The following is a 24,295-nucleotide window of genomic DNA, read 5'->3' as shown; positions in this document are numbered from 1 at the left end:
TCGCAGGGAAAACAGCCGGTATCAAGAGGTTTTCGGCAACACACACAGGCCCATGCGCGGCCGCACCCGGGGCGCAAATCCGATGATCGACGGCCGGCTTTCGGCAGTCGTCAGTAGATGTCCGGTACCGTTATCAGGGGAACGTCAGGGCGCGCGGGCCTTGGCCGGCGGCCTTCAACCTCGCAGCTGCGTTGAACGGTCTGGTCGACCTGTGTCGTTGGTCTCCAATATTGCGGCGTCCAGGCGGCCACGCGGCTGTCGGCCTCGCTATTTTGTGCCGCCGTGACCTCGCCCTGAAAGGCGAGAGCGATATCGCGGTCGGGCTGTACGCCAAGCGAGAGAAGCGCCGGATTGCGGCTATAGAGCTTTCCCCATTTGAGTGCCTCGACTGTGTCGCGTGTCGTGACATCGCTGGTGAGCAGCGTTCGGGCGAGGAGCTTTTGTGCGTCCGGCCAGCCGGCGTTCGCCGCGCGGCGGACCCATTCGATCCCTTCGGCATGTTCGCCGCCGGCGATCATGCATTGGCCGAGCGCCGTTTGTGCGCCTTCATAGCCGTGGCCGCGATAGGAAAAGCAGGTCAGCACGTCGAGCGTCCGTTCGTCGCACTCGCCGCGGGCTGCGTCGCTGATCGACTTTGCATAGAGCGTCCCCACCGGGTCCTGCTCCGCCAGGGTGGGCAACACACGTCCGTCGGAATCGCGTTTGCGGGCGGCGCCGCCGCCGGAGCAGGCCGTAATTGCAAAAGCCGCCAGGCAAATTGCGATGATTGCGGTTGCCGACGCGCTCGGACGAACTCGGATCACGGACATTCTTCCCCTCAAATTCTCTTGCCGCATATGAAGATTGCGGCACTCGCTTGGTCCCTGTGGGCCTACCGTAAGGCATGTGTCGAATGGCGGCCAGAGCGCGGCAGCGATTTGGCCAGCGATCTGACGCAGCGGAACGGTGGTCTTGTCCCCCTGCTTCCGGGCGGTTTGACCATGCCGGAAGGTTCCCCGATACTCCGGCCGCATTTTTGGGACCGGCGTCGCTATGTTACAGTAGCGACAGAGAAATATCCGGGATTTTCGAGCGGGTTGACGACGAAATGGCCGACAAGAAGACGCTTCAGGACTGGGAAGCCGCGGTTGCAAAGCAGACCAAAGGCGCGGGTTCGACCTCGCTGGTCTGGAAGACGCCGGAAGGCATCGACGTCAAGCCACTCTACACGGCCGACGATCTGGAGCGGCTGGCGGCGGATGAGTATGACGCCGACACGCTGCCGGGCTTTACGCCGTACACGCGCGGTCCGCAGGCAACAATGTATGCCGGACGGCCATGGACGATCCGGCAATATGCCGGGTTTTCGACGGCAGAGGAATCGAACGCCTTTTACCGGCGCAATCTCGCTGGCGGCCAGAAAGGCCTGTCGGTCGCTTTCGATCTTGCAACGCATCGTGGCTATGACAGCGATCATCCCCGCGTCGTTGGTGATGTCGGCAAGGCGGGCGTTGCGATCGACTCGGTCGAAGACATGAAAATCCTTTTCGACCAGATTCCGCTCGATGAAATGTCCGTCTCGATGACGATGAACGGCGCCGTCATTCCCATTCTCGCCAACTACATCGTGGCGGCCGAAGAGCAGGGTGTGAAGCCCGAGCAACTCGAGGGAACCATTCAGAACGATATTCTGAAAGAGTTCATGGTGCGCAACACCTATATCTATCCGCCCGAACCTTCGATGCGAATCGTCGCCGACATTATCGGCTTCTGTTCGAAGAACATGCCGAAGTTCAATACGATCTCGATTTCCGGCTATCACATGCAGGAAGCGGGCGCGACGCAGGTCCAGGAGCTTGCCTTCACGCTGGCGGATGGCCGCGAGTATGTGCGCGCGGCGCTGGCCGCCGGTCTCGATGTCGACGATTTTGCGCCCCGTCTTTCTTTCTTCTTCGCCATCGGCATGAATTTCTTCATGGAGATCGCCAAGCTTCGCGCGGCGCGGTTCCTGTGGTCGAAGATCATGGCCGAATTCAAGCCGAAAGACCTGAAGTCGTCGATGCTGCGGACGCATTGCCAGACATCCGGCGTCTCGCTTACCGAGCAGGATCCTTACAACAACGTCATTCGCACGACGATCGAGGCGATGGCGGCGGTGCTTGGCGGAACGCAGTCGCTTCACACCAACGCGCTCGACGAGGCGATTGCCTTGCCGACGGATTTCTCGGCGCGCATCGCGCGCAACACGCAGCTTGTCATCCAGCACGAAACGGGCATCCCCAAGGTCATCGACCCGATGGGCGGTTCCTACTACATGGAAAGCCTGACCCATGCGCTGGCCAGCGAAGCGTGGAAGCTGATCGAGGAAGTCGAAGAGCTAGGCGGCATGACGAAGGCGGTCGCCACCGGTATGCCGAAGCTGAAGATCGAGGAAGCTGCGGCGCGCAAGCAGGCGCGCATCGATCGGGGCGAGGAAGTTATTGTCGGGGTCAACAAGTACCGGCTGACCAAGGAAGATCCGCTCGACATTCTCGACATCGACAACGCCAAGGTGCGCGAAGCGCAGGTGGCGCGGCTGAAGAAGGTGCGGTCGACACGCGACGAGGCGAAATGCAGGGCAGCGCTCGCCGCGCTCACCGAGGGCGCGCGCGGTAATGGCAATCTGCTGGCGCTTGCCGTCGACGCGGCGCGGGCGCGCGCGACGGTCGGCGAGATTTCGGATGCGATGGAAGAGGTGTTCGGCCGCCATCGCGCCGAGATCAAATCGATTTCGGGCATCTATGCGCAAGCATACGAAGGGGATGAGGGCTTCATGAAGATTTCAAAGGAAATCGAAGCGTTCGCCGAGGCGGAAGGCCGTCGCCCGCGCATGCTTGTTGTCAAGATGGGGCAGGACGGACACGACCGGGGCGCCAAGGTGATTGCCACCGCCTTTGCCGATCTCGGCTTCGATGTCGATGTCGGGCCGCTTTTCCAGACGCCGGAAGAAGCGGCGCGCGATGCGATCGAGAACGATGTTCACGTCATCGGCATTTCAAGTCTTGCCGCCGGCCACAAGACGCTGGTGCCCGCGCTTGCCAAAGCGCTTAAGGACGAGGGCGCCGATGACATCCTGATCATCTGCGGTGGTGTCATTCCGGCACAGGATTACGATTTCCTGAAAAAGGCCGGCGCATCGGCGATTTTCGGTCCGGGTACGAACATTCCGTCCGCGGCCCTTGAAATTTTGACGCTTATCCGTGAGAAACGCCGCCGCGCGGCATAATTGCCTGTAAAACCAGCACTTTTCCCGTCTGCCTATGAGTGAGGCGCTGTGTGCGTCAAAAGAGCACGATGCTCTTTTCGATGTTGCAACTGCTCACACGCATCGCTATTTCGATCCCAGACGCCCGGGCAAAGATTCGGGCGGGTGATGGCACGCGTGCCGCTCGAACGATCTCTGAGCCGCCGCCAATGGGCCATACCAGGCAAGCTATGCCCTTCCGGGTTGGGAAACCCCGGGAAAACATAGCTGCCGCGACAGGTTCCAAATATGAGAGATCCCGGAGGTGTGATGAGCACCGGCGAAGGTTTTGCGCGCCCGAAGCGGCGCCGTCTTGTCGATATGACTGCGCCCGGTCAGAAAAACCCGGACGAGCAGCAACGTGCCTATTACGACATGCTGTCGGCGCGGCTCGAAGGATTACTGGAAGAAATCGAGCAAGCCGGAACGTCGCCCGACGACGATCTGGTGAAGCGCCTTCGCGCGCTTTATTCCGAGGTCAGCAAACCGGTCGTCCGCGAGAAGGCACGCGAAGACTGAACGTTGCCTACTTGGCGGCCGCGGTTTTCGCGGCTGTTTCGGTCGCAGCGTACTGACGAAGTTTCACGACATCCATTACAGCGCCGCCGATCGGCGTCCTGACCTGAATGCGGACAGGAATGTAGATGCTTCCGCCGTTTACGGGCGCGAGCCATATATGCGCATTGTCGCGCTGTTGCAGCATCCGGATGAAGCTCGTCTGGCGCATGCCGCTGCGCGGTGCCATCTGAACCGAGCAACGAATCGCCTCGCCGCTATAGCCCTTGTCGCGCGTCGTCACCGTGCCTTCCCGGTCGAATGCAAGCCGGATGTCGTAACGCCTCTTGCCGTCGAAGACCGCGAGCGTGCGATCGCAAGGATTGTTGCCTGCGACAACGGGAACGAGCAGGGCGCTGATCGGATCGAGCGTGTTCTGCCGCTCATGTGGCAAGACGTGAATCTTTTCATTCGGCCTCAAGGGCGGCTCGAATGTCATTTCCGGGCGGCCTGCAGCGTCGTATGTCATTTCGCGGTATTTGATTTCGCCGTTCTGGTCAGAGTGGAAGGCGAAACGTCCCGGGTGCGGCCGGGCGTCGTCAAAACGTCCCTCGCTTTCCATCGTCCATTTGGCGTCGAGGAAATTCTTGGGAACGCCCGCAACGCCGAGAAAGCTGTGCAGGTCGTATGCATCGTCGTGCAGCGTCGCGCTGACCGTGCCTTCCGCTGCCTTGAAACCCCCGATATAGACCGTGTAGTCGGCGCTGACGGACGAGGCGCCGCTTTCCGATTCGGCCGGAACGACGGCGGCAGTTGCCCCGAGCGGCGCTACCGCGAGCGCGAGCATGCCGGCGGCGAAGAACGGTCCCGCCATCGCCATCCATCCCGCGCCAATTCTCGCTAGTGCCATTTTCGTCACCATGTTCCAGCCCGCCCGGAGTTTCCGGGGTGCGGGCGTCGAAAGGGCCTTATGGTCGCCAAGCCTATGTGAACCGGCGATGAACAGCGGACATAGCCTTGCGGCAGGACTGGACGAGGCCGGTGCTGACCAAGTATGCAACTAAAATGGCAACTGGACCCGATCAAAAGCATCAGAAACGGCAGGCCCTGAACCAGGCACTGCCCGATCCGGTGGAACTGGCGGCAAATATCCGGGCTGGTAGCCGCAGCGCGCTGGCGCGCGGCATCACGCTTGTCGAATCCTCCCGCGCGGACCATCAGGAAATTGCGCAGGCGCTGCTGGCCGACCTGCTGCCCCATACGGGCAAGGCCATCCGGCTCGGCATGTCCGGGGCGCCTGGCGTCGGAAAATCCACGTTTATTGAGGCATTCGGCCAGCTCCTGACCGGAAAGGGGCTCCGGATTGCCGTTCTGGCGATCGATCCCTCCTCGACGCGAACCGGCGGTTCGATCCTGGGCGACAAGACGCGCATGGAGCTGCTGGCGCGCGATCCGAACGCTTTCATCCGGCCCTCGCCGTCGGGCGGAACGCTTGGCGGGGTGGCGCGGCGGACGCGCGAGGCCATGCTGCTTGTCGAGGCCGCAGGCTACGACGTTGTCCTTGTCGAGACCGTCGGCGTCGGCCAGTCCGAGACCTCCGTTGCCGACATGGTCGATATGTTCCTGCTTCTGCTGGCGCCCGGCGGCGGCGACGAGTTGCAGGGCATCAAGCGGGGCATCATGGAGCTTGCGGATCTGATCGTGGTTAACAAGGCCGATGGCGATCTCGTGCCAGCGGCACGGCGGGCGCAAGTGGAGTATCAGGCGGCCTTACATCTGATGCGGCCCAAAAATGCCGGCTGGACGCCGCATGTCCTGCTTGCATCGGCGCTCAAGGGCGAGGGACTCGGCAAGGTCTGGGAGGCCGCCGAAGCGCACCGCAAGGTCCTGGCGGAAACCGGCGATCTCAGCCGGTTGCGGGCAGCCCAGGCGAAAGCCTGGTTCTGGACCGAGCTCCGGGAAGGTCTCTTTTCGGCGCTCAAGAGCGATCGGCAGGCGGCGGCGCTGGTGCCGGAACTGGAGCGCGAGGTGGCCGAAGGCCAAACGACCCCGACGGCGGCCGCGCGGCGGCTTCTGGGCCTTGTGCTCGGCCGCTCGAACGGGGCCTGAACGGGCCTTGACGGGCTCTCCCGGGCCTTTTATACGTGCCCGCCTGCATGGGCTGCGCGGGAAACTGCGGCAGCCCGATGAATTTACAAAGGAAGTCCCCATGTCCCGCCGCTGCGAACTGTCCGGCAAGGCCGTGATGTCCGGCAACAATGTCAGCCATGCCAACCGCAAGACGCGGCGCAAGTTCCTGCCGAATCTCTGCCAGGTGACGTTGATCAGCGACGCGCTGGGCCGGCAGGTCAGCCTGCGCGTCTCGGCGCATGCGCTGCGTTCGGTCGAGCACAATGGCGGGCTGGACCCGTTCCTGCTCAAGGCCGCCGATGCGCAGCTTTCCTCCCGCGCGCTCAAGCTGAAGCGGGCGGTCGAGAAGGCGCAGACAGCGGCTGCCTGACCCGCGTCCGGCGCGGGGCGCAATTGAAAGAAGGGCGGCCCAAGGGCCGCCCTTTTCTTTTTCCGCAAATTTTACCCAGTTTATCGAAAATCGTGCCGCGGTCTTTCAGGCCGTGGCCCGCGCCGCTAGACTTCGCCCCGTTGTTTTGGGGGTGTGCGAATGCTGGATAGCGGGGTTGATCGCATACCGGTCAGCCGGCCGGGCTTTTTCTCGCGGCTTGCGACGGCGCTTGCACGGCTGGTCGTGCCGGTCGTCGCGTTATGCCTTGTGCTTGGCGTCGCGTTTCTTTTGCGCGATGTGCCGATGCAGGAGGCCCGCCATCTCATCGTCATCGATCCGCGGCTCGACACCGGAGACTGGCTAACCTGGGGTCTCATTGTTCTGCCCGCGGTTTTTTTCGTTCTCAATCTGACGAGCCGGCGCTATGGCGCGGCATTGACGCTGACCGCTGCCTTCATTTCGTGGTTGCTGATCGGCGGCGCCGTCGGCTGGGCCGTCCATGAAGGGATTGTCGCCGACTTCGCCACGGAGATTGCGCCTTACCCGGAGGCGGCGGCTATCGTCGGTGCGCTGGCGACCGCACAACTCGTCAACATCCTGACCTTCGACTGGATGCGCGGCATTCCGTGGTGGAAGGCGCCTTTTCTGGCGGCGCTGATCGGCGGCTTTGCGTTTTCCGCCGCCTTCAACATGCGGCCGACCGCGCCGTGGGATGACGGCTTGGCGGCGCGTCTGATTGTCGAGAGCGGTCTTTATCTCAGTTGGGCGTTGTTGCAGCTTCTTCCGACCGGGATGATGCGCCGGACGATCCGTCCGCTGCCGGGTTTCGGGGGAGCCTGACGGGCTCGGCCATCGCGGCCGAGGGTTCGCTTTTCAGGCGAAACATCAGCAGCAGCGTTCGTTGCAACACGTTGAAGTTGTCGTCCGAGATCATGTAGATCATCAGGTCGCCATTCTCGTCCTCGCGAACAGCCAACCCCTCCATATTGTCGATCGAGTAGCGCTGTCCGACATCGATCAATACTTCGCCATCGACCACTTCTCCGGCGGCAATGTCGTCGCGGCGGACCAAGCGCATCTGCATGCCGACTCCGGCAAGCATCGAAAAGCGACGTTCCAGAAGCAGCAGATCGCCGCTCGGCAACAGCGCCATGTCGGTCGGCTTGTAGGGATTGCGCGGCCGCACCGCGAACCATGAGATGTCGTGGCCGTCGGCGATGAATGCCTTGACGTTGCCGCGCGGATCCAGCGTGTCTTCCGTGATCGCGAGAATGCGCGGTTCGCCGCCGGCTTCGGTTGGCGGCAGGAGCTCGATCGACTCGATGCCGCCATTGGCGTTGAGGCGTCCGAAATGGCGCTGCGTCAGGAGCTGTTCGGGACGCGCCGAAAATCCGTCGGCGCCGAGATCGTACCGCCAAATGCGATGCGCCCGCTCGAAGCTGACATAGGCCTTGCCCGCAAGCGTCGCATCGGCCGTGTCGACCACGAGGCCTTCCGCATCGCCAAGCGTCTTTCCGGCAATCGGTTGACCGTCCAGCCCGAGCATGGGAGCCATGCGGCCCTCGGCCAGCCCCGACAAGCGCCCGCGCTCGTCATAGAGCATCATTGCGCTGAACCATTGTCCCTCGTCGGAAACGGCGAGCAACATGGTGCCGTCCGGATTGACGGCGAGGCCGGACCAACCGCCGAACTCCGGCTTCGGCGATCTGATCTCGATGCCGCCGGCCCATTCCAGCCTGCCGGTGCGCGTTTCGCCGCGGTCTTCCGGGTTCCAGACCAGCGTGTTGGTCTTGAGTTCGATGCGTTCGGCATCGGCATGGGCGGGGGAATGGACGGGTGCGGTTGTCGCAACAAGCGCGAAGAAAACCAGCACACCGGCAATCGTGGTCGGGCGATGCAATTTACTATTCCCTCTACCTCGTACCGCCGGAAACTCAGACGACGGTGCGACCGGGAGGCATCATATCGGTGCCCGGTCGCGAGACAAGAGATTCAGGTGCGCCGCGCCCACGGTGCTTCGTCGAGCCGCAGCGCGCCGCGCCGCAGCCAGCGGTAGAGCATCAGCGACGAAGCGGCGGCGAGACCTGTTGCTAGGCCAAGCCAGATACCGAGACCTTCCATTTCCAGCGGAAACGCCAGTACCACACCCGATGTCAGGCCGATCAGCCAATAGCTGATACCGGCATAGATCATGGGCACGCGCGTGTCGTGGAGACCGCGCAACATGCCGACGCCGATGGATTGCGCGCCGTCGAAAACCTGAAAGAGTGCGGCGATGGTCAGGAAAGTGACCGCAAGCTCGATCACAGCGGCATTCTCGGGCGCGGTCCGGTCGAGAAAGGCACCGATCAATGGATAGGGGAAGAGGATCATCGCCAGCGCCATAAATCCCATAAAAACGCCGCCCATGACGAACGGCGTCCAGCCTGCGCGACGGATCGCTTCGCGGTCACCCGCGCCGTAAGCGCGCCCGACGCGCACCGTGACGGCCTGCGAGAAGCCGAGCGGCACCATGAAGGAGATAGCCGCAATCTGCAGGGCGATTGCATGCGCGGCGAGCGACGCGGCACCGAAAAGTCCGATCAGGAAGACAGCGGCATTGAAGACCGACACTTCAAGGCCAAGCGTCACGGCGATTGGCAGACCGAGCCGCCAGATTTCCCGGTAGCGCGACCAGTCGGCTCGCCAGAACCGTCCGAACAAATAATAGCGGCGGAACTGCCGGTCGTAGAGCACGACGAGGCCCAGGGCGGCGAACATGAAACTGCAGGACAGCACGCTGCCGATGCCCGCGCCGACGAGGCCCAGCGCCGGAAATCCGAAATGTCCGAACATCAGGCAATAGTTGGCGAAGGCGTTGAACGGAACGGCGATGCCGCTGATGACGAACGCCCAGCGTGGCCGCTCAAGTGCTGCGATGAAGGAACGCAGCACGATGTAGAACAGCATCGGCAGCAACGACCATTGCATGGCGCGCACATAGGATGCGCCTTCCTTCGCCAGCGCCGGCTCCTGACCGAGTACGAGGAGTATCCACTCGGCGTTCCAGAGCAGCACCCAGAACGGAATGACGATTGTAAGTCCTGCCCAGAATGCCTGGCGCACGGTGCGGCGTACATCGCGTACGGAATGTTTACGGCGGCCGAGCTCGGCCGCGATCATCGGCGAGGCAGCGGTCATCAGGCCGATACCGAAGATGAAGACGAGGAAATACAGGTTGGAGCCGAGTGTGCCGGCAGCCAGAGTATCCGGACCGAGCCAGCCCATCATCAGCACGTCGGTGGCGTTGATCGCGACCTGAGCGAGATTGGTGAAAATCAGCGGCCAGGACAAGGCAAGCGTCGCCTTCGCCTCGTCGATCCAGAGACGATGATCCGAGCGGAATGTAGCGAGCGCGGCGCGCATGGCGTCAAAAGCCCCGAACGGAGAAAAGCCGCGCAGATTATCCGTATCCGGCAGAAGCTCAAGCGCCGAATTCAGGCGGTGGAGGGTTTTTTCGTTCGGAGCCAGGCGATGACCGGGAACGGCAGATAGGCGGCGAAGATCAGCACGACCGTCAGTACGAGGCCGTGCGGGTCCCAGAGCTGCATTGCGAAGCCCGAAAGCGGCGTGCCGATCAGGGCACCCGTGCCCCACATGGCGGTTGTGAAGGCACTGGCGCCCGCAAGCTCGGCGCCGCGGAAGCGCTCGCCGACCAGTACCATGCCGAGCGTGAAAATGCCGTTGGCAAGGCCGACAACGAGAAAGAGGACGATGCCGGTCGCGATCAGCGTCGGCACCGCGAAGGGAAGCAGCGCATAGCCGGCCATCGTCGCCAGCACAAGACCGATCAGGAGACCGAGCCGGTTTACCCGGTCTGCCGCCAGGCCGACGATCGGTTGCATGACGATGGCGCCGATTGCGGCGACCGTCAGCAGCGCCAGGCTGCCGCTTTCGGCCATACCGGAGCGGATGGCATAGAGCGGAAAAAACGTGACCAGCGATTCCTCGGCGGCGGCGTAGAACACATTGACCAGCAGCGCTGCCGGCGCGACGAAGACCAGACGCCACATGGGCGACGATTTTTCGGTTTTTTCGAAGTGATTGCGGCTCTTGTCGGCCGTGGTGACCAGAATGGCGGCGGCAATCATCAATGCCCCTCCCAGATAGAAGGGCTCGACGCCCGTTCCGAGTACGACCAGCGTTGCCGGTCCGAGCGCAAAGCCGGCGGCCGCCGAGGCGCCGTAGATGCCGATGATCTTGCCGCGCTTGGCGTCTTCGGCAAGCGCGTTGATCCAGGCTTCGCTCGTCGCCCAGAGCAGCGTGCCTGCGACGCCAAGCAGGAAGCGGAGCGGGAACCAGGCATAGAAATTGGCGTAGTAGCCGATCAGCAGGAATGAGGTGCCAGCCAGCAACAAGCCGCCGATCATCACATTGGCAGGGCCGAAGCGGCGCATGATCCAGGGCGCGATCGGCGAGATCAGAAAGACCGGCGCGGCCTGTGCGGCGGCCGAAAGCCCGATCAGGCCGGGCTCCGCGCCCTGACGGGCCATGATCAGCGCCGCAAGCGGGAAAGCGATACCCATCGAAAGATTGACCATCCCCATCGAGACGATGGCGGCAGCGAGGCTGCGCTTGCGGCGGGGCTGTGTGGGGATGAAGCTTGACATGAACGGCGCTCCGAGGGGTTCTTTTAAATAAACAATATTGTTTTTAAAATAAAGTGATTTCTTTAAGATCAGATCAAGGCGTTGAATTTAATCACTTATTTTATAATCGAAGGACTTGAAAAATAGACCGCATCGCGGCATGATCCAGCCATGCATTCGACCCCCGAACGTATCCTGCACCTCCTCAAGAAGAACGGCCCGCAAACCGCCGAGATGCTTGGCGACGCTTTGTCGATGACGTCGATGGGCGCGCGGCGGCATCTGCATGCGCTCGGCAAGGCCGGTCAGATCGAATCTTTCGACAAGTCCGAAGGTGTCGGACGCCCAAGACAGTTCTGGCGTCTGACCCCTGAGGGACATGTGCGCTTTGGCGACGCCCATGCCGAACTGACGACAAAAATGATCGGTGACGTGCGTCGTCTCTTCGGCGAGGAAGGGCTCTCAAAGCTTGTTGCCGAGCGCGAGCGCGACATGCGCCTGACCTATGAAAAGGCGCTGCAGGGCAAGGCGCATCTTTCCGAGCGCGTCGAGGCGCTGGCGGCAATCCGCGCGGCCGAGGGCTACATGGCGCGGGTCGAACGCGACGGTGAGGATTTCATTCTGATCGAGGATCACTGCCCGATCTGCGCGGCGGCGGCGGCGTGTCAGGGGTTCTGCCGGTCGGAACTCGCGCTCTTCCGGATGATGCTGGGCGATGGCGCGCGTGTCGCGCGCGAGGAATATCTGCTCGACGGTGGGCGTCGCTGCACTTACCGGATCGGAAAGACCGAATGATCCTCTAGCGCACCGCGCGCGCGGCGCGGGCGGATACGCCGCCGCGCTTCTTCGGCGCGTCCTGGCCACGGGCTTTCAACTGACCGCGCCGCAGCGTCGTCTCGTCGTCGAACAGCTCGGCGAGCTTTTCGGTCATCGCACCGCCCAGTTGTTCGGCATCGACGATGGTGACGGCGCGGCGGTAGTAGCGCGTGACGTCGTGGCCAATGCCGATGGCGATCAGTTCGACCGGCGAGCGGGTCTCGATCTGTTCGATGACCGAGCGCAGGTGCTTTTCGAGATAGTTGCCGGCGTTGACCGAGAGCGTTGAATCGTCGACCGGCGCGCCGTCCGAAATCACCATCATGATGCGGCGCTGCTCGGGCCGCGCCAGCAGGCGGTTGTAAGCCCAGATAAGCGCTTCGCCGTCGATGTTTTCCTTCAGCAGGCCTTCGCGCATCATCAGGCCGAGGTTGCGGCGTGCGCGGCGCCACGGGCTGTCGGCCGATTTGTAGACGATGTGGCGCAGATCGTTGAGGCGTCCGGGCTGTGCGGGCTTGCCTTCCGCGAGCCAGCGCTCGCGCGATTGCCCGCCCTTCCAGGCGCGGGTCGTGAAGCCGAGAATCTCGACCTTGACGCCGCAGCGTTCCAGCGTGCGCGCCAGAATGTCGGCGCACATTGCGGCGACGGTGATCGGCCGGCCGCGCATCGACCCTGAATTGTCGAGCAGCAGCGTCACCACCGTGTCGCGGAAATTCATGTCGTGCTCGACCTTGAAGGCGAGCGGTTGCATCGGATCGACGACGGCGCGGGTCAGGCGCGCCGCATCGAGAATGCCTTCCTCGAGATCGAATTCCCAGGTGCGGTTTTGCTGCGCCAGCAAGCGGCGCTGCAGGCGGTTGGCGAGGCGCGAGACGACGCCCTGCATCTGTTGCAGCTGCTGATCGAGATACTGGCGCAGGCGCGACAGTTCCTCGAGATCGCACAGGTCTTCGGCGGCAATCACTTCGTCATATTGCGGCGTGAAGACCTTGTAGGCGGCGCGATTTTTGTCGTCGCCTTGCTGGTTCGGGCGCCAGGGCTGGTTGCCTTCGCTGGTTTCGTCGGTGTCACCATCGGACGGCACGTCGTCGGCATCGACCTCGACCGTTTGCTCGTCGCCTTCCTCGCCTTCGCCCTCCGAGTATTCAACCTGATCGGCCGACGAACCTTCAGGCTGTTCAGCCTCGCCCGACTGGCTTTGTTCGGAACTGTCCTGGCTGTCGCCTTCCTGATCGTCGGCATCGTCGGATGCCTGGTCGGGGGCTTCGCCCAGTTCGTCGCCCATGTCGAGATCGACCAGAATGTCGCGAGTCGCGCGCGCGAAGGCCTTCTGGTCCCCGATCACCTCGCCGAGCCGGTCGAGATCGCTGCCGGCTTTTTCCTCGATCCATGCGCGCCATTGATCGACCAGCTTGCGGGCCGAAGGCGGCGGCGCTTCGCCGGTCAGCTTTTCGCGCACCATCATCGCCACTGCCTCGGCAAGCGGCGCCTCATCGCGCGAGGATATGCGGTCGTAGCCACGCGACGCGCAACGCTGTTCGAGCGCCGCGGTCAGGTTTTGCGACATGCCGGCCATCTGATTGGCGCCGATTGCCTCGACGCGCGCCTGCTCCACAGCGTCGAAAACGGCCAGTGCGTTGCCGCCTTCCGGCTGCAACGACGCATTGATTTTTTCATCGTGATGGGCGATGCGCAGCGCATAGGCGTCGGAGACGCCGCGCACCTGCGCGACCTCCGCCGGCGGCAGTGTGCGGCTCGGCAGGGGCAGCCGGGCGCGCAGGCCGCGCAGGCCCGGCGCTTCCGTTCCAAAGGTGACATTGAGCTCCGGTTCGGCCGCGATCGTGCGCATGGTTTGCGCCAGCGCACGCTTGAACGGTTCGACGGGGCCTTCTTTCGATGTCATTGGCCGTGTCGCTTTTCGGGTTTTCAGGCGACCTTGATGTTGGCCGCCGAATCCGGGAGATCCTCGCCGAAGGAGCGCTGGTAGAACTCGGCCACCGTTGCCCGCTCAAGTTCGTCGCATTTGTTGAGGAAGGTGACGCGGAAGGCAAAGCCGATGTCGCCGCCGAAGATCTTGGCGTTTTCTGCCCAGGTCAGCACGGTGCGCGGGCTCATCACGGTCGAGATGTCGCCATTGATGAATGCCGAGCGCGTGAGATCGGCAACGCGAACCATCGCCGCGATCTGCTTGCGGCCTTCTTCCGTTTCATAGCTCTTCAGTTTGGAGAGCATGATGTTCACTTCTTCGGCATGCGGCAGGTAGTTCAGCGTCGTCACGATGTTCCAGCGGTCCATCTGACCCTGGTTGATCTGTTGTGTGCCGTGATAGAGGCCGGAGGTGTCGCCCAGGCCGACAGTGTTGGCCGTCGCGAAGAGGCGGAAGGCCGGATGCGGGCGGATGACGCGGTTCTGGTCGAGCAGCGTCAGCTTGCCCGATGCTTCGAGAATACGCTGGATCACGAACATCACGTCGGGGCGGCCGGCATCGTATTCGTCGAAGACCAGCGCCACCGGGTGCTGCAGCGCCCAAGGCAGAATCCCCTCGCGGAATTCGGTCACCTGCTTGCCGTCCTTCAGGACGATCGCGTCCTTGCCGACGAGGTCGATGCGGCTGATATGGCTGTCGAGATTGATGCGGACGCAGGGCCAGTTGAGGCGCGCGGCCACCTGTTCGATATGGGTCGATTTGCCGGTGCCGTGATAACCCTGCACGATGACGCGGCGGTTGAACGCGAAGCCGGCGAGCAACGCGATGGTCGTATCGCGGTCGAACAGGTAATCCGGATCGAAATCGGGCACATATTCGTTGGGTTCCGAGAAAGCCGGAACCTCCATGTCGACGTCGATCTTGAACGTCTCGCGGACGGAAACCTTCTTGTCCGGGAGATTCTCGGTCATGCCGTTTCTTGCTTCGAAGCTCATTCCTGCCCTACTTCCGTACGTGTCTCTCAAATCCGCGCCGGGACAATGCCCCGGCGGGGCATTTCCAGGCCCGTGCCGCGCCGCCGGTCAGCGGTAGCCGCTCTTGCGGAGGTAATCGTAGGCCTGAATGACCTTGCGGAGACGCTCCTCGGCCGACCTGTCGCCGCCATTGGCGTCGGGATGGTGTCTTTTGACCAGTTCCTTATACCGTGCCTTGATCTCATTCAAGGAGGCGGTCCCGTCGAGGTCCAGCGTATCGAGCGCCTGTTGCTGCAGCGCACGGGGCTTGCGCTTTGTTTCCGGTTCCTCGGGGCCGGTTGACCTTGCGGTATCCTCAAAAAAGCCAAAGGCATCGCGAAAAGGCGAAGCCCGGCCCGTCCGGGCCCCAAACCGGGGCCCGAAAGCGGCATTGGCGGCGTTGACGCCCAGATTCCAGGTTGGCCGGTGGCCCGTCAGCGCCTCGCGCTGGAAGGCGGCGATATCGGCATCGCTCATGCCCTTGAAGAAGTCGTAGCTGCTGTTGAACTCGCGGATATGGGTGTCGCAGAACCACGCATACTGCGCGTCGGCGGCGACATCGAAGCCAGTGGTGGCGTTGGCGCGCGGCGCACGATGCGGGCCGGGCTCGCGGCAGCCGGCCCATTCGCAGCGCCGCGGGGCGGCTGCGGCCTGGACATGCGACGACCGCTCCAGGCCGCGCAACTTGCGCGGTGCGATCCGGATCGAATCGAAATATTTCGAGTTCAGTTTCACAGTTCAAATTATGTGTTGGCGCCGGTCTTAAAACAAGGAAGCATGACGTGCATCGCCTCGTGTCGGTCGTTCGAACCCTAACAAGGCGCGCATTAACGAACAGCTTAACCGGAATCCGTCATGTCCGTCGCCGAGACCATGCGCCGCAAGCTTGAAGCGGCGCTCGCACCGACAAAACTGGAGATTGAGGACCAGTCGCATCTCCACAAGGGCCATGCCGGACATCGGCCAGGCGGGGAGAGCCATTTTCGCGTCGTCGTCGTCGCGCCCGGCTTTGCCGGCAAGTCGCGGGTGGAACGGCAGCGCATGGTGACGACGGCGTTGAAGGATGAGATGGGCCACCCGATCCACGCGCTCGGTATCAAGGCCATGACGCCCGAGGAAGCGGAGGCCGGCTAGTCGCCGGTGGCCGCCTTGAGGGAACGGGCCGGGGCGATGCGGAGCTGCGCGATCTGGTTGCGCTGGCGGCGCAGTATCTCGAATCGGAAGCCGTGAAACGTGAAGGTCTGCCCGACCTCGGGAATGGTTCGCGCCTCATGGATGACGAGACCTGCGATCGTCGTTGCCTCCTCGTCGGGCAGCGACCACTCGAAGGCGCGGTTCAGGTCGCGGATCGGGACGGTGCCGTTTACGACTACCGACCCGTCGGGCTGCATGCGGACGCCCGCCACTTCGATGTCGTGCTCGTCGCGAATGTCGCCGACGATCTCCTCCAGAATGTCTTCCAGCGTGATGAGACCCATCAACGCGCCGTACTCATCGACGACGAGAGCAAAATGCGTCTTGCGGCGCAGGAAGGCGTTGAGCTGGTCCTGCAGCGTCGTTGTGTCGGGAACGAACCACGGTTTCGTCGCCACGGCCTCGATGTCGACGGCATCGGGGTTCCAGTTGGCATCGGCCAGCGCGCGCAGAACGTCCTTTACATGCAAGGACCCGACGATGTTTTCCGGATCGTCGCGCCAGAGCGGTTGGCGTGTGTGAGGGCTTGAGAGCATCTGACCGATAATTTCGCGCTTGGGAAGCGACGCATCGATCATCACGATGTTCTTGCGATGGATCATGACGTCGCTGACTTCGAGGTCGTGCAGGTCGAGAATGCCGCCCAGCATGTCGCGGTCGATCTTGACCACGCTGCCTTCGTGATGATGCAGGTTGATGGCGCCGCGCAGTTCTTCATGCGCGGAGAGAACATGCTGGTTTTCGCCGACATCGAGGCCGAAGGGACGCAGCGCATAGCGAACGATGAGTTGCACGGCCGCCGTGACCGGCCCGAAAACGAAGGTTACGATGCGCAGGATCGGCGCGACCGCGAGCGCCACGCGATCGGTATTGGTGATGGCGACCGTCTTGGGTGCAACCTCGGCGAAGACGAGCACAACCGCCGTCATCACCAGCGTCGCGTAGACGACACCTGCTTCGCCGAACAATGCGAGGAAAAGGCTTGTCGCCAGCGCCGAAGCCAGAATATTGACGAGATTGTTGCCGAGCAGAACGGCGCCGATCAGGCGTTCCCGGTCTTCGGTCAATGCCAGCACGGTGCGGGCGCGCTTGTTGCCGTCTTCGGCGAGGCGGTGCATGCGCGCTCGCGACGCGGCCGTCAGCGCCGTCTCCGAACCGGAAAAGAACGCCGAAAACAGCAGCAACAGCAAAATGGCGCCGAGAACGACGCTGAGGCCGAGGGATAGCATGTCAGGCGGGCTCCCGTTCCCGCAGCAGGGTGCGCAAGGCGCCGGGATCGACGTCGCGCGTGATGAAGGCCTCGCCGATGGTGCGGGCGAGAATGAAGGTCAGCTTGCCGTCCTGCACTTTCTTGTCCTGCCCCATCAGCGCGATCAGTGCGTCGGCGTCGGGCAGTTTGCCGGGCACGTCGGCGAGGCGTGCCGGCAGGCCGGCCCGCGTGAGATGCTGGCGGACGCGCACGGCGTCCTGCCCGGCGCAGAACCCCAGACGCGCCGACAGTTCGAAAGCGAGCGCCATGCCGACGGCAACACCTTCGCCATGAACGAGGCGCTGCGAGAAGCCTGTCGCTGCTTCCAGGGCGTGGCCGAAGGTGTGGCCGAGATTGAGGAGCGCGCGGACGCCGCTTTCGCGTTCGTCGGCGGCGACGGTGGCGGCCTTGGCCTCGCAGCTCATGACGATGGCGTGGATGCGCGCCTCGCGGTCGCCCTCCTTCAGGCGGTCGAGATTTTCCTCAAGCCAATCGAAAAAAGCGCGATCGCCGATCAAGCCGTATTTGACGACTTCCGCATAACCGGCCAGGAACTCGCGCATCGGCAGGGTTTCGAGCGCGGCGACGTCGGCGAGCACAAGGCGCGGCTGATGGAAGGCGCCGGCGAGATTTTTTCCCTGGCGGGTATTGATGCCGGTCTTGCCGCCGACGGAACTGTCGACCTGCGAGAGCAGCGTCGTTGGAATTTGCGCGAAGTCGACGCCGCGGCGCAGGATCGCAGCGGCAAAGCCGGTCAGATCGCCGATCACGCCGCCGCCCAGCGCGACGACGAGGTCGCCGCGTTCGATGCCGGTTTCGAGCAGCCATTCGGTCAGCTTTTCAAGTTGTGCGAACGACTTGGTGCTTTCGCCCGCCGGCAGGACGATCGTGTCGTGGTGTATGCCCGCCGCATCGAGGCTCTTTTGCAAGATTTGCAGATGAATATGCGCCACCGTTTCGTCGGTGACGATTGCAAGACGTGCGCGGCGCAGCAGCGGCTTCAGATGTTTTCCCGCATCCGCGATCAGCCCGGCACCGACCAGAATGTCGTAACCGCGATCGCCGAGATCGACGGCGACTTTTCGAATGGCGTCACTCATTGCCGTCTCCGCCGCTCCGCGCCCGGAATTCGTTCAGCTTGCCGATGATGGTTTCGACAACCGCCTCATGCGGGCCTTCGATGCTGTCGATGGCGATGTCGGCTTCCGCATAGACCGGGTAGCGCTCGTCGATCAGGCGTTTCATCGTGCTGCGCGGGTCGCCGTTCTGCAGCAGCGGACGGTCCCCGCGCTTGGCGACGCGCTTCATCAGCACGTCGAGATCGGCTTTCAGCCAGATCGAAATGCCGCGCGCCGCGATGTTGGCGCGGGTCACAGGGTCCATGAAGGCGCCGCCGCCGGTCGCCAGCACATGCGGCGGTCCGGCCAGCAGCCGGGAGATGACGCGGCGTTCGCCGGCACGGAAGGCGGCCTCGCCGTGGCGGGCGAAAATCTCGGGTACGGTTTCGCCGGCCGCCTGTTCGATTTCGGCGTCGGCGTCGACGAAATCGAGGTCGAGACGGCGGGCGAGGCGGCGGCCGACGGTCGTCTTGCCGGCCCCCATCAACCCGACCAGCACGATTGACCGCTCATCGGACGGTACCGGCGCAAGGACCTCGTCCATGCCCGTTTCCGCCGTTCTGCGTTGTTCGTTCCCAGCCATTTTCCTGTCCGACAGGCGACCGCGCCCGATAGGGGGATCGCATTCAATATGGGCACGCCCCGCCTGCCCGATATAGCCGCCTTAACCTTGCTGTTCTATTGTCCGGCCCGTTCTCCGCCCGAACCGGGCATCCACGAAGCGGCGAAAGCCGCCATCCTAGCGGATTGTTAGCACGGTTCCAGCAAGGGCGGGGCAGTAGATAAGGCATGGCGGAGCCTCGCCGCGCCCCATTTTCGCCGCAAGCGGGGCCTAAGGCTTTTCCCCGTTATGGCGGCATGAAACCGAAGGCCGCCCGCGGCCCCCGGAGAAGGAAGAAGAGATGAGCCGTGTGACCGGCCTCCTTGTCGCCATTGCCCTCGTCGCGGCGGTTTTCGCCGGCGGGCCCCTTTATCTCGATCGGGCGGTTGCGCCCGAGGTTCAGACTGTGGAGAAGGTTCTCCCCGATGGTCGGTTTCCGCGCTAGGCGCGGGCGCCGCGCCGCCTGCCTCGCGCTCCTTGTCTCCGTCGGTATGCCGGCGGTGCCCGGCTTCGCCCAGGAAATGAACGTCCTGCAGGCGCCAGCCGGCATGGAACCCGTTCATGCGCCGGCATTGCCCGCGGGGAGCGGCCAGGCGGATGGACCGCGGAGCATCGTGCCGCCGGGCTATGGGGCCACCACGCCGGCTTCCGGTCTGTCGTCGCCGGATATGCAGGCCGTTTCGCCCGCCGTGCCTTCGCAGCTATTTCCAACCGGCCGTCAATCCAGCGAGCCCGCTGTCCGCGTGCTGAGCGCCGTTCCGGGCGGCGAACGTTCGGATATCGAGATCGGTACGCTGTCTGGCGTCGATACGTCCAGCGTCGGGCTTGTCGGCCTGCGGGATGGCGGCTTCGGTCCCACCATGTGGCAGGGCGCTTCGCGCGCCGACATCGAAACCTATCTTGTCCGGATGCCGGTCGCGACCGGCTCACCGGTCATGAACGATCTCGCGCAGCGTTTGTTGCTGACCGGCGCCCGGCCGCCGGAAGGGGCCGGCCGTGGCGTTCCATTGCTGGCTGCGCGCCTCAACAGGCTGCTGGCGGCGGGCCGTGCCGATGAAGCGCTGCAACTGGCAATGGCGGGCGGCGCTGCCCGCGCGCCGCAGGTTGCGGTCGAACTGGCGCGTGCCGCGCTGGCGGCGGGCGACGACAACCGCGCTTGCGCAGCACTTGCCGATATTCCGCCTGGCAACGATCCGGAGCGAAACGACATGGCGGCTTTCGCCGTCAAGCTCAGTGCCTATTGCCAGATCGTTGCGGGCAATCCCGAGATCGCCAATCTGACGCTCGATCTTGCGCGCGAGGAAGGGCTCAACGATGCCCTGTTCTTCTCGCTGGCCGGTCAGGCTGCCGCGGGCATCACGCTGCGCGCGCCGGAGCCGAACACGCTCAGCATTATCGATGCTGCTTTCTACCGGCTTGCCGGGCGCGACCTGCCCGACAATGTCGCCGAGATCGCCGAGCCCGCATTGCTGCCGGGCCTTCTGCGCGACGGCGAATTGAAGGACGAGGTGCGGCTGGCAGTGGCCGAGCGCGCAGCGCGTTACGACCTGATCGATGGCCGCGAGCTTGCGACCTACTACAAGATGCCGCGCTTTACCGACGAGCAGATGGCGGGCCTGCTGACATCCGACATTCCCGAAGCTTCGCCGATGCGGCGCGCCATGATCCATCAGGCGATCGGTGCGGCGGTCGCCGCCGACGACCGCATCAGGCTCTTCAAACTTGCTTTTGCGACGGGCGAGACGGCCGGGCTCTATTATCCGACGGTCGAGGCGCTGTATGATGAGCTTGCTGGCATGACGCCGTCCGACGCATTGCGCCCGATGGCGCCGGCCGCGACGCGCGCCTTTCTTGCGATCGGCGAACGCAGCAAGGCGGCGGAGTGGTTGTCGGTGATGAACGCGGCGCCGGGGCTCGGGCGTGACGGCCGCGAGCTTGCGGCGTTGATGCGGATTTCGGGCGGCGCATTGGCAGCGTTCGACAGCGAGGGCGTGTCGGCCGAGATCATTGCCGATCTTCGCTCGGGCGAGCGCAGGGCGCAGATCTTCGCGGCCTGCGAGGCGATGCTGCTCGATGCGCTCGGTCTCTCGCCGACGCCCGCCGTGTGGGAAGCACTGCTCGACGCACGCAATGCGCTGCCGGGTGACGCACCTTCCGAGGCGCTGCTCGGTCAATTGCAGATGGCGGGCCACAAGAAGGCCATCGGCGAAACGGTTTTGCTGACGCTCGACGTACTGGGTCTGGGTGGGCCCGGTGCGGCACATCCCCGAGCGGCGGCGCAGGCGACGGCCAGCCTCAAGGCGGTCGATCTCGAAAGCGAGGCCCGGCGACTCGCTCTCGAAGCGCTTCTGGCGCGCAGCTTTGCCGGACGTGGTTGAGTAACATCGGGTGATTGGAATGTCGAAAGTATCCGTGGAGCGCGGGCTTCATCTCGAAGCCTTTCTCGAAATGCTGAGTGCCGAGCGCGGCGCTGCGCGCAATACGCTCGACGCTTACGAACGAGATCTGAGGGATTTTTCAGCCTTCCTCGCGACACGTGGAAAATCGCAGATCGAGGCGACGGCCAGGGATATCCGCGACTATCTGGAATACATTGCCGCGCAAGGTCTGTCGGCGTCGACGGCAGCGCGGCGGCTTTCCGCGATTCGCCAGTTTCACGGATTTCTCTTTGCCGACGGTGTGCGCAAGGACGATCCCTGCGGTTCGATCGAAGGACCGCGGCGTGCGCGGCCCTTGCCCAAAACACTCACCGTCGAGGAAGTGGACGGGCTGCTGGCCGCGTCACGGCTGGCGGCGGACGGACGGACGCAGGAAGAGGCGGTGCTCGCCTACAAGCGCGCGCGCCTCGTTTGCCTGATGGAAGTTCTCTACGCCACAGGTCTGCGTGTGTCGGAGCTCGTCGGGTTGCCGCTCTCGGCGGTTCGCGGCGACGAGCGGTTTCTGTCGGTCAGCGGCAAGGGTGGACGCGAGCGGCTGGTGCCGCTGTCGGAAACCGCGCGACTCGCCATCGACACCTATTTGCCGTTGCGCACGCAGCGGCTCGGCGACAAGACTTCGCCCTGGCTTTTTCCCTCGCGCGGGCGGCAGGGACATCTCACTCGGCACCGATTCGCACAATTGCTGAAAGACCTTTCGATTGCCGCCGGGCTCGATCCATCGCGCGTCTCGCCGCATACGCTGCGTCATGCCTTCGCCAGCCACCTGCTCGCGAACGGAGCCGATCTGCGCGCCGTGCAGCAAATGCTCGGCCATGCCGATATTTCGACAACGCAGATCTATACGCATGTGCTGGATGAGCGGTTGAAAGACCTGGTGGAAACGCATCATCCGCTGGCGAAGAAGGGCAAGTTGTCCTGACGTTTCGCGCTAGAGCCTGACCCGCGTCAGCTTGTCCGGGTTGCGCATTGCATAGATTGCCGCGATACGGCCATCGGCGACGGCGAAGGCCAGGACCGTTTCCAGCTTTTCGTCTTTCACAAGCAGCAATCCCGGCCGGCCGTTGACCGTGACCGGGCGGGGTTCAAATACGCCCTGCGCCTTTTTCGCGATTCCGGAGAAAAACCGGCCGACATTGTCTGCACCATAGATCGGATTGAGCGCCGCGATCGCCTTGCCGCCGCCATCCGAATAGAAGACGACATCCTTGCTCAGACATTCGATCAATGCCTGCGGATTGGCGGTGGCGATGGCATTGCCGAAAGCGGCGGCGAGGCGCGCATGTTCGCGCGCGCTGGTGTCGAAGCGCGCATGCTCGTCATGGACGCGGCGGCGGGCGCGGCTGACCGTCTGACGGCACGCCGCTTCCGACTTGCCGAGCAGCGCTGCCAGTTCGCCATAGTCGTAGTCGAACGCGTCATGCAGCAGGAAGGCGGCACGCTCCTCCGGCGCAAGACGCTCCAGCACATGCAGAAGCGCCATCGACACGTCGTCGGCTAGCGCAAGACGGTCTTCCGGCGTCGGTTCGGCATCGGCTTCGACCATCGGCTCCGGCAGCCAGGGCCCGACATAGGTCTCGCGGCGCGCGCGGGCGGCGCGCAGGGTATCGATGCCAAGCCGCGCCGTGGTCGTCACGAGCCATGCTTCGGGATTTCGGATCGTCGCGGGGTCGATGCGGCGCCAGCGCAGCCAGGCTTCCTGCACCACATCCTCGGCGTCGCTGACCGAGCCGACAATGCGGTAAGCGACCGAGAAGGCGCGGGCGCGGTGCCGTTCAAATATCGCGTCGTTTTCGGCTGGTTTCGCCGTAGCCGTCATGCCGCTGCCTCCTTCGGCCGCGCATCGGCGACCTCGCCCTCGATGACGACGCGCTGGCAGGACTGACCATAGCCCAAAGCACGCTTCATTGCCGGATAGTTCCGCACACTTGCAATCTCCAGCGCCAGTTCGGCAAGACCGGCCTTGCCCCAGTTTCTTTCGATCATGGGACGCAGCTCTTCGGCGCGAAAGGCGCGTGTCGCGACCGCATGGGCAAATTCAAAGGCCAGCCGGTTTTCTTCGCTGAGCGACGCGGTATCGCCCGTTGCTGCGGCGCGCACGACGGCAGGTGAGATACCTTGCGCAAGTGCGAGATTGACGCCGATCTGGACGCAAGGCCCGCAATCCTCGGCGCGCAGGGCGCCGAAGCCCGCGACGCAGTAAACCTCCGGCGGCAATGTCTTCACATAGCGGGACGCCATCATCGCAATCGTGAAGCGCCAGAAGGCGGCGGGCGAGCCGGCATGGAGGTCGCGCGCATAGTCCGCGCTCGAACCGGTGAACCGCTCCTGCGTGTCGATGAGGCGGCGTGCAAGAAATCCGAACATGATTGTCTCCTTTGCGCGAGGGTCAGTTGCGATGCGGCGCGCACCACCAGGTGAGGAACGCGCCAACGAATGCGGGGAGGAAGACGCCCGGCATGTCCATCAGGACGTGCTCGGCGGGCAGGCGGCCGGCCGCGATGTCCCAGATGTGCAGCAGGGCATGCAGCCCGAGGAAGAGCGTGCCTGCGCCAAGAAGCGGCACGGCATGGCCGGGCCAGCGGATCGCTGCAAAGGCGAGCAGCGCCAGCGTCAGATAGGCCATGCCGATGTCGCGGACGAAATGCGGGTTGTAGGAGCCGGTGTTCGCGACGCCGTCGATGCCGGCATACCAGCCGGCAGGGTCGGCCAGCATCCAGAACGCATTGCCGAGCCATAGCCCGCCCCAGAGGATAAGGGCGGCCGGTTTCAGCAGGCGCATCATCGAACTTCGATCCGCAAGGGTGGTCATGGTCGGGCTCCCTTCAAAACATACCTTCCCCCTCAAGACGAAGCGGCGGGCGGTGTTGTGACAGCCATGTGTGCCTCGGCCGCGAGAGCCGCAGGATTCCGCCGTTTACCCTGGAGACAGGGGCCGGTTGACAAGGGCGCGGGGGCGGGTCAGTGTGCCGCGCACTTGCAAAAAAGTGGGCCCGCGCCCGGGTCCGCCGCGGTGCCTTTGGCGGGTTGGCGGACGGGCGGGAGTTGCCGGAGCGC

At 63.8% G+C, this 24,295-nt stretch carries 24 protein-coding genes; 10 read left to right on the top strand and 14 right to left on the bottom strand.

Translation table 11 applies throughout. The annotated features are described in order from the left end of the window. Window positions 1-110: 110 nt before the first annotated feature. A complete protein-coding gene (locus KF719_RS08010; protein ID WP_293508192.1) occupies window positions 111-680 on the bottom strand; it encodes a hypothetical protein in 570 nt (189 codons plus the stop codon). Between the two features lie 407 nt (window positions 681-1,087). On the opposite strand from KF719_RS08010, the gene scpA reads away from it, so the two are divergent. Together scpA and KF719_RS08000 are read left to right on the top strand one after the other, a co-directional pair. Continuing rightward, a complete protein-coding gene (gene scpA / locus KF719_RS08005) occupies window positions 1,088-3,244 on the top strand; it encodes a methylmalonyl-CoA mutase (RefSeq protein ID WP_293508191.1) in 2,157 nt (718 codons plus the stop codon). 288 nt (window positions 3,245-3,532) lie between these two features. Then, window positions 3,533-3,781, top strand: a complete 249-nt coding sequence (locus KF719_RS08000) for a hypothetical protein (protein ID WP_293508190.1) — start codon at window positions 3,533-3,535, stop codon at window positions 3,779-3,781. 7 nt (window positions 3,782-3,788) lie between these two features. Here the strand turns inward: KF719_RS08000 and KF719_RS07995 are convergent, their stop codons facing one another. Further along, window positions 3,789-4,631 (bottom strand): DUF3108 domain-containing protein, encoded by an 843-nt coding sequence (locus KF719_RS07995; protein WP_293508189.1) that lies wholly within the window; start codon window positions 4,629-4,631, stop codon window positions 3,789-3,791. Window positions 4,632-4,822: 191 nt separating this feature from the next. On the opposite strand from KF719_RS07995, the gene meaB reads away from it, so the two are divergent. From meaB to KF719_RS07980, 3 genes are all read left to right on the top strand, one after another. After that, window positions 4,823-5,866, top strand: a complete 1,044-nt coding sequence (meaB, locus tag KF719_RS07990) for a methylmalonyl Co-A mutase-associated GTPase MeaB (RefSeq protein WP_293508188.1) — start codon at window positions 4,823-4,825, stop codon at window positions 5,864-5,866. Between the two features lie 100 nt (window positions 5,867-5,966). Then, complete coding sequence (rpmB, locus tag KF719_RS07985) at window positions 5,967-6,257, top strand: 50S ribosomal protein L28 (RefSeq protein ID WP_293508187.1); 291 nt, start codon at window positions 5,967-5,969, stop codon at window positions 6,255-6,257. A gap of 159 nt (window positions 6,258-6,416) precedes the next feature. Then, window positions 6,417-7,097, top strand: coding sequence for a hypothetical protein (locus KF719_RS07980; protein WP_293508186.1), 681 nt, complete (start codon window positions 6,417-6,419; stop codon window positions 7,095-7,097). Here KF719_RS07980 and KF719_RS07975 read toward each other — a convergent pair. From KF719_RS07975 to KF719_RS07965, 3 genes are all read right to left on the bottom strand, one after another. Then, window positions 7,015-8,157, bottom strand: a complete 1,143-nt coding sequence (locus KF719_RS07975) for an esterase-like activity of phytase family protein (RefSeq protein WP_293508185.1) — start codon at window positions 8,155-8,157, stop codon at window positions 7,015-7,017. The genes KF719_RS07980 and KF719_RS07975 overlap by 83 nt on opposite strands. 92 nt (window positions 8,158-8,249) lie before the next feature. Continuing rightward, the gene (locus KF719_RS07970; protein ID WP_293508184.1) at window positions 8,250-9,662 is read right to left on the bottom strand and encodes an MATE family efflux transporter; all 1,413 of its coding nucleotides are present in this window, start codon (window positions 9,660-9,662) and stop codon (window positions 8,250-8,252) included. Between the two features lie 71 nt (window positions 9,663-9,733). After that, window positions 9,734-10,906 carry an MFS transporter gene (locus tag KF719_RS07965; RefSeq protein ID WP_293508183.1) on the bottom strand — a complete coding sequence of 391 codons (1,173 nt, stop codon included), beginning with the start codon at window positions 10,904-10,906 and terminating at the stop codon, window positions 9,734-9,736. A 150-nt stretch (window positions 10,907-11,056) separates the two neighbouring features. On the opposite strand from KF719_RS07965, the gene KF719_RS07960 reads away from it, so the two are divergent. Further along, window positions 11,057-11,680: a transcriptional regulator gene (locus KF719_RS07960; RefSeq protein WP_293508182.1), complete on the top strand. Its 624-nt coding sequence runs from the start codon at window positions 11,057-11,059 to the stop codon at window positions 11,678-11,680. A gap of 4 nt (window positions 11,681-11,684) precedes the next feature. Here the strand turns inward: KF719_RS07960 and cobT are convergent, their stop codons facing one another. The 3 genes from cobT to KF719_RS07945 all read right to left on the bottom strand — a co-directional run bounded on the left by cobT (window position 11,685) and on the right by KF719_RS07945 (window position 15,376). Next, window positions 11,685-13,604: a cobaltochelatase subunit CobT gene (gene cobT / locus KF719_RS07955; RefSeq protein WP_293508181.1), complete on the bottom strand. Its 1,920-nt coding sequence runs from the start codon at window positions 13,602-13,604 to the stop codon at window positions 11,685-11,687. 23 nt (window positions 13,605-13,627) lie between these two features. Continuing rightward, on the bottom strand, window positions 13,628-14,599 hold the full coding sequence (gene cobS, locus KF719_RS07950; RefSeq protein ID WP_293508180.1) for a cobaltochelatase subunit CobS: 972 nt from the start codon (window positions 14,597-14,599) through the stop codon (window positions 13,628-13,630). A 111-nt stretch (window positions 14,600-14,710) separates the two neighbouring features. Beyond that, a complete protein-coding gene (locus tag KF719_RS07945; RefSeq protein WP_293508179.1) occupies window positions 14,711-15,376 on the bottom strand; it encodes a J domain-containing protein in 666 nt (221 codons plus the stop codon). Between the two features lie 120 nt (window positions 15,377-15,496). Here KF719_RS07945 and KF719_RS07940 point away from each other — a divergent pair, with 120 nt between their 5' ends. Continuing rightward, entirely contained in the window at window positions 15,497-15,775 is a 279-nt protein-coding gene (locus KF719_RS07940) for a BolA family protein (protein WP_293508178.1), read from the top strand. On the opposite strand, the gene KF719_RS07935 is transcribed toward KF719_RS07940, so the two are convergent. The 3 genes from KF719_RS07935 to KF719_RS07925 are packed head-to-tail and all read right to left on the bottom strand — an operon-like array spanning window position 15,772 to window position 18,746. Continuing rightward, a complete protein-coding gene (locus KF719_RS07935) occupies window positions 15,772-17,064 on the bottom strand; it encodes an HlyC/CorC family transporter (protein WP_293508177.1) in 1,293 nt (430 codons plus the stop codon). The two genes, KF719_RS07940 and KF719_RS07935, sit on opposite strands and share 4 nt — an antisense overlap. A 1-nt stretch (window position 17,065) precedes the next feature. Continuing rightward, window positions 17,066-18,184, bottom strand: coding sequence for a 3-dehydroquinate synthase (gene aroB, locus KF719_RS07930; protein ID WP_293508176.1), 1,119 nt, complete (start codon window positions 18,182-18,184; stop codon window positions 17,066-17,068). Continuing rightward, window positions 18,177-18,746 carry a shikimate kinase gene (locus tag KF719_RS07925; protein ID WP_293508175.1) on the bottom strand — a complete coding sequence of 190 codons (570 nt, stop codon included), beginning with the start codon at window positions 18,744-18,746 and terminating at the stop codon, window positions 18,177-18,179. The genes aroB and KF719_RS07925 overlap by 8 nt, the downstream gene beginning before the upstream one ends. Before the next feature lie 358 nt (window positions 18,747-19,104). Between KF719_RS07925 and KF719_RS07920 the strand changes: the two genes are divergently transcribed. From KF719_RS07920 to xerD, 3 genes are read left to right on the top strand one after another with little or no spacing between them, the layout of a single operon-like run. Beyond that, entirely contained in the window at window positions 19,105-19,248 is a 144-nt protein-coding gene (locus KF719_RS07920; RefSeq protein ID WP_293508174.1) for a hypothetical protein, read from the top strand. Continuing rightward, on the top strand, window positions 19,229-21,181 hold the full coding sequence (locus KF719_RS07915; RefSeq protein WP_293508173.1) for a hypothetical protein: 1,953 nt from the start codon (window positions 19,229-19,231) through the stop codon (window positions 21,179-21,181). The genes KF719_RS07920 and KF719_RS07915 overlap by 20 nt, the downstream gene beginning before the upstream one ends. Before the next feature lie 19 nt (window positions 21,182-21,200). Next, entirely contained in the window at window positions 21,201-22,160 is a 960-nt protein-coding gene (xerD, locus tag KF719_RS07910; protein ID WP_293508172.1) for a site-specific tyrosine recombinase XerD, read from the top strand. Between the two features lie 9 nt (window positions 22,161-22,169). On the opposite strand, the gene sigJ is transcribed toward xerD, so the two are convergent. The 3 genes from sigJ to KF719_RS07895 are packed head-to-tail and all read right to left on the bottom strand — an operon-like array spanning window position 22,170 to window position 24,050. Then, a complete protein-coding gene (sigJ, locus tag KF719_RS07905; protein ID WP_293508171.1) occupies window positions 22,170-23,057 on the bottom strand; it encodes an RNA polymerase sigma factor SigJ in 888 nt (295 codons plus the stop codon). Beyond that, complete coding sequence (locus KF719_RS07900; RefSeq protein ID WP_293508170.1) at window positions 23,054-23,605, bottom strand: hypothetical protein; 552 nt, start codon at window positions 23,603-23,605, stop codon at window positions 23,054-23,056. Before KF719_RS07900 ends, sigJ begins: the two co-directional genes overlap by 4 nt. 22 nt (window positions 23,606-23,627) lie before the next feature. Further along, window positions 23,628-24,050: a hypothetical protein gene (locus KF719_RS07895; RefSeq protein ID WP_293508169.1), complete on the bottom strand. Its 423-nt coding sequence runs from the start codon at window positions 24,048-24,050 to the stop codon at window positions 23,628-23,630. Window positions 24,051-24,295: the final 245 nt, after the last annotated feature.

Origin of the sequence: Parvibaculum sp. (assembly GCF_019635935.1) — a bacterium.
GTDB lineage: Bacteria > Pseudomonadota > Alphaproteobacteria > Parvibaculales > Parvibaculaceae > Parvibaculum.
This window is presented reverse-complemented; position numbering and strand designations above follow the sequence as displayed.

Bases quoted from the DNA above. Each gene is read 5' to 3' on its own strand.
- scpA (WP_293508191.1), top strand. From the start codon at position 1,088: ATGGCCGACAAGAAGACGCTTCAGGACTGGGAAGCCGCGGTTGCAAAG.
- KF719_RS08000 (WP_293508190.1), top strand. From the start codon at position 3,533: ATGAGCACCGGCGAAGGTTTTGCGCGCCCGAAGCGGCGCCGTCTTGTC.
- KF719_RS07995 (WP_293508189.1), bottom strand. From the start codon at position 4,631: ATGGCGGGACCGTTCTTCGCCGCCGGCATGCTCGCGCTCGCGGTAGCG.
- meaB (WP_293508188.1), top strand. From the start codon at position 4,823: ATGGCAACTGGACCCGATCAAAAGCATCAGAAACGGCAGGCCCTGAAC.
- rpmB (WP_293508187.1), top strand. From the start codon at position 5,967: ATGTCCCGCCGCTGCGAACTGTCCGGCAAGGCCGTGATGTCCGGCAAC.
- KF719_RS07980 (WP_293508186.1), top strand. From the start codon at position 6,417: ATGCTGGATAGCGGGGTTGATCGCATACCGGTCAGCCGGCCGGGCTTT.
- KF719_RS07970 (WP_293508184.1), bottom strand. From the start codon at position 9,662: ATGCGCGCCGCGCTCGCTACATTCCGCTCGGATCATCGTCTCTGGATC.
- KF719_RS07965 (WP_293508183.1), bottom strand. From the start codon at position 10,906: ATGTCAAGCTTCATCCCCACACAGCCCCGCCGCAAGCGCAGCCTCGCT.
- KF719_RS07960 (WP_293508182.1), top strand. From the start codon at position 11,057: ATGCATTCGACCCCCGAACGTATCCTGCACCTCCTCAAGAAGAACGGC.
- cobT (WP_293508181.1), bottom strand. From the start codon at position 13,604: ATGACATCGAAAGAAGGCCCCGTCGAACCGTTCAAGCGTGCGCTGGCG.
- cobS (WP_293508180.1), bottom strand. From the start codon at position 14,599: ATGACCGAGAATCTCCCGGACAAGAAGGTTTCCGTCCGCGAGACGTTC.
- KF719_RS07940 (WP_293508178.1), top strand. From the start codon at position 15,497: ATGTCCGTCGCCGAGACCATGCGCCGCAAGCTTGAAGCGGCGCTCGCA.
- KF719_RS07935 (WP_293508177.1), bottom strand. From the start codon at position 17,064: ATGCTATCCCTCGGCCTCAGCGTCGTTCTCGGCGCCATTTTGCTGTTG.
- aroB (WP_293508176.1), bottom strand. From the start codon at position 18,184: ATGAGTGACGCCATTCGAAAAGTCGCCGTCGATCTCGGCGATCGCGGT.
- KF719_RS07925 (WP_293508175.1), bottom strand. From the start codon at position 18,746: ATGGACGAGGTCCTTGCGCCGGTACCGTCCGATGAGCGGTCAATCGTG.
- KF719_RS07920 (WP_293508174.1), top strand. From the start codon at position 19,105: ATGAGCCGTGTGACCGGCCTCCTTGTCGCCATTGCCCTCGTCGCGGCG.
- KF719_RS07915 (WP_293508173.1), top strand. From the start codon at position 19,229: ATGGTCGGTTTCCGCGCTAGGCGCGGGCGCCGCGCCGCCTGCCTCGCG.
- xerD (WP_293508172.1), top strand. From the start codon at position 21,201: ATGTCGAAAGTATCCGTGGAGCGCGGGCTTCATCTCGAAGCCTTTCTC.
- sigJ (WP_293508171.1), bottom strand. From the start codon at position 23,057: ATGACGGCTACGGCGAAACCAGCCGAAAACGACGCGATATTTGAACGG.
- KF719_RS07900 (WP_293508170.1), bottom strand. From the start codon at position 23,605: ATGTTCGGATTTCTTGCACGCCGCCTCATCGACACGCAGGAGCGGTTC.
- KF719_RS07895 (WP_293508169.1), bottom strand. From the start codon at position 24,050: ATGACCACCCTTGCGGATCGAAGTTCGATGATGCGCCTGCTGAAACCG.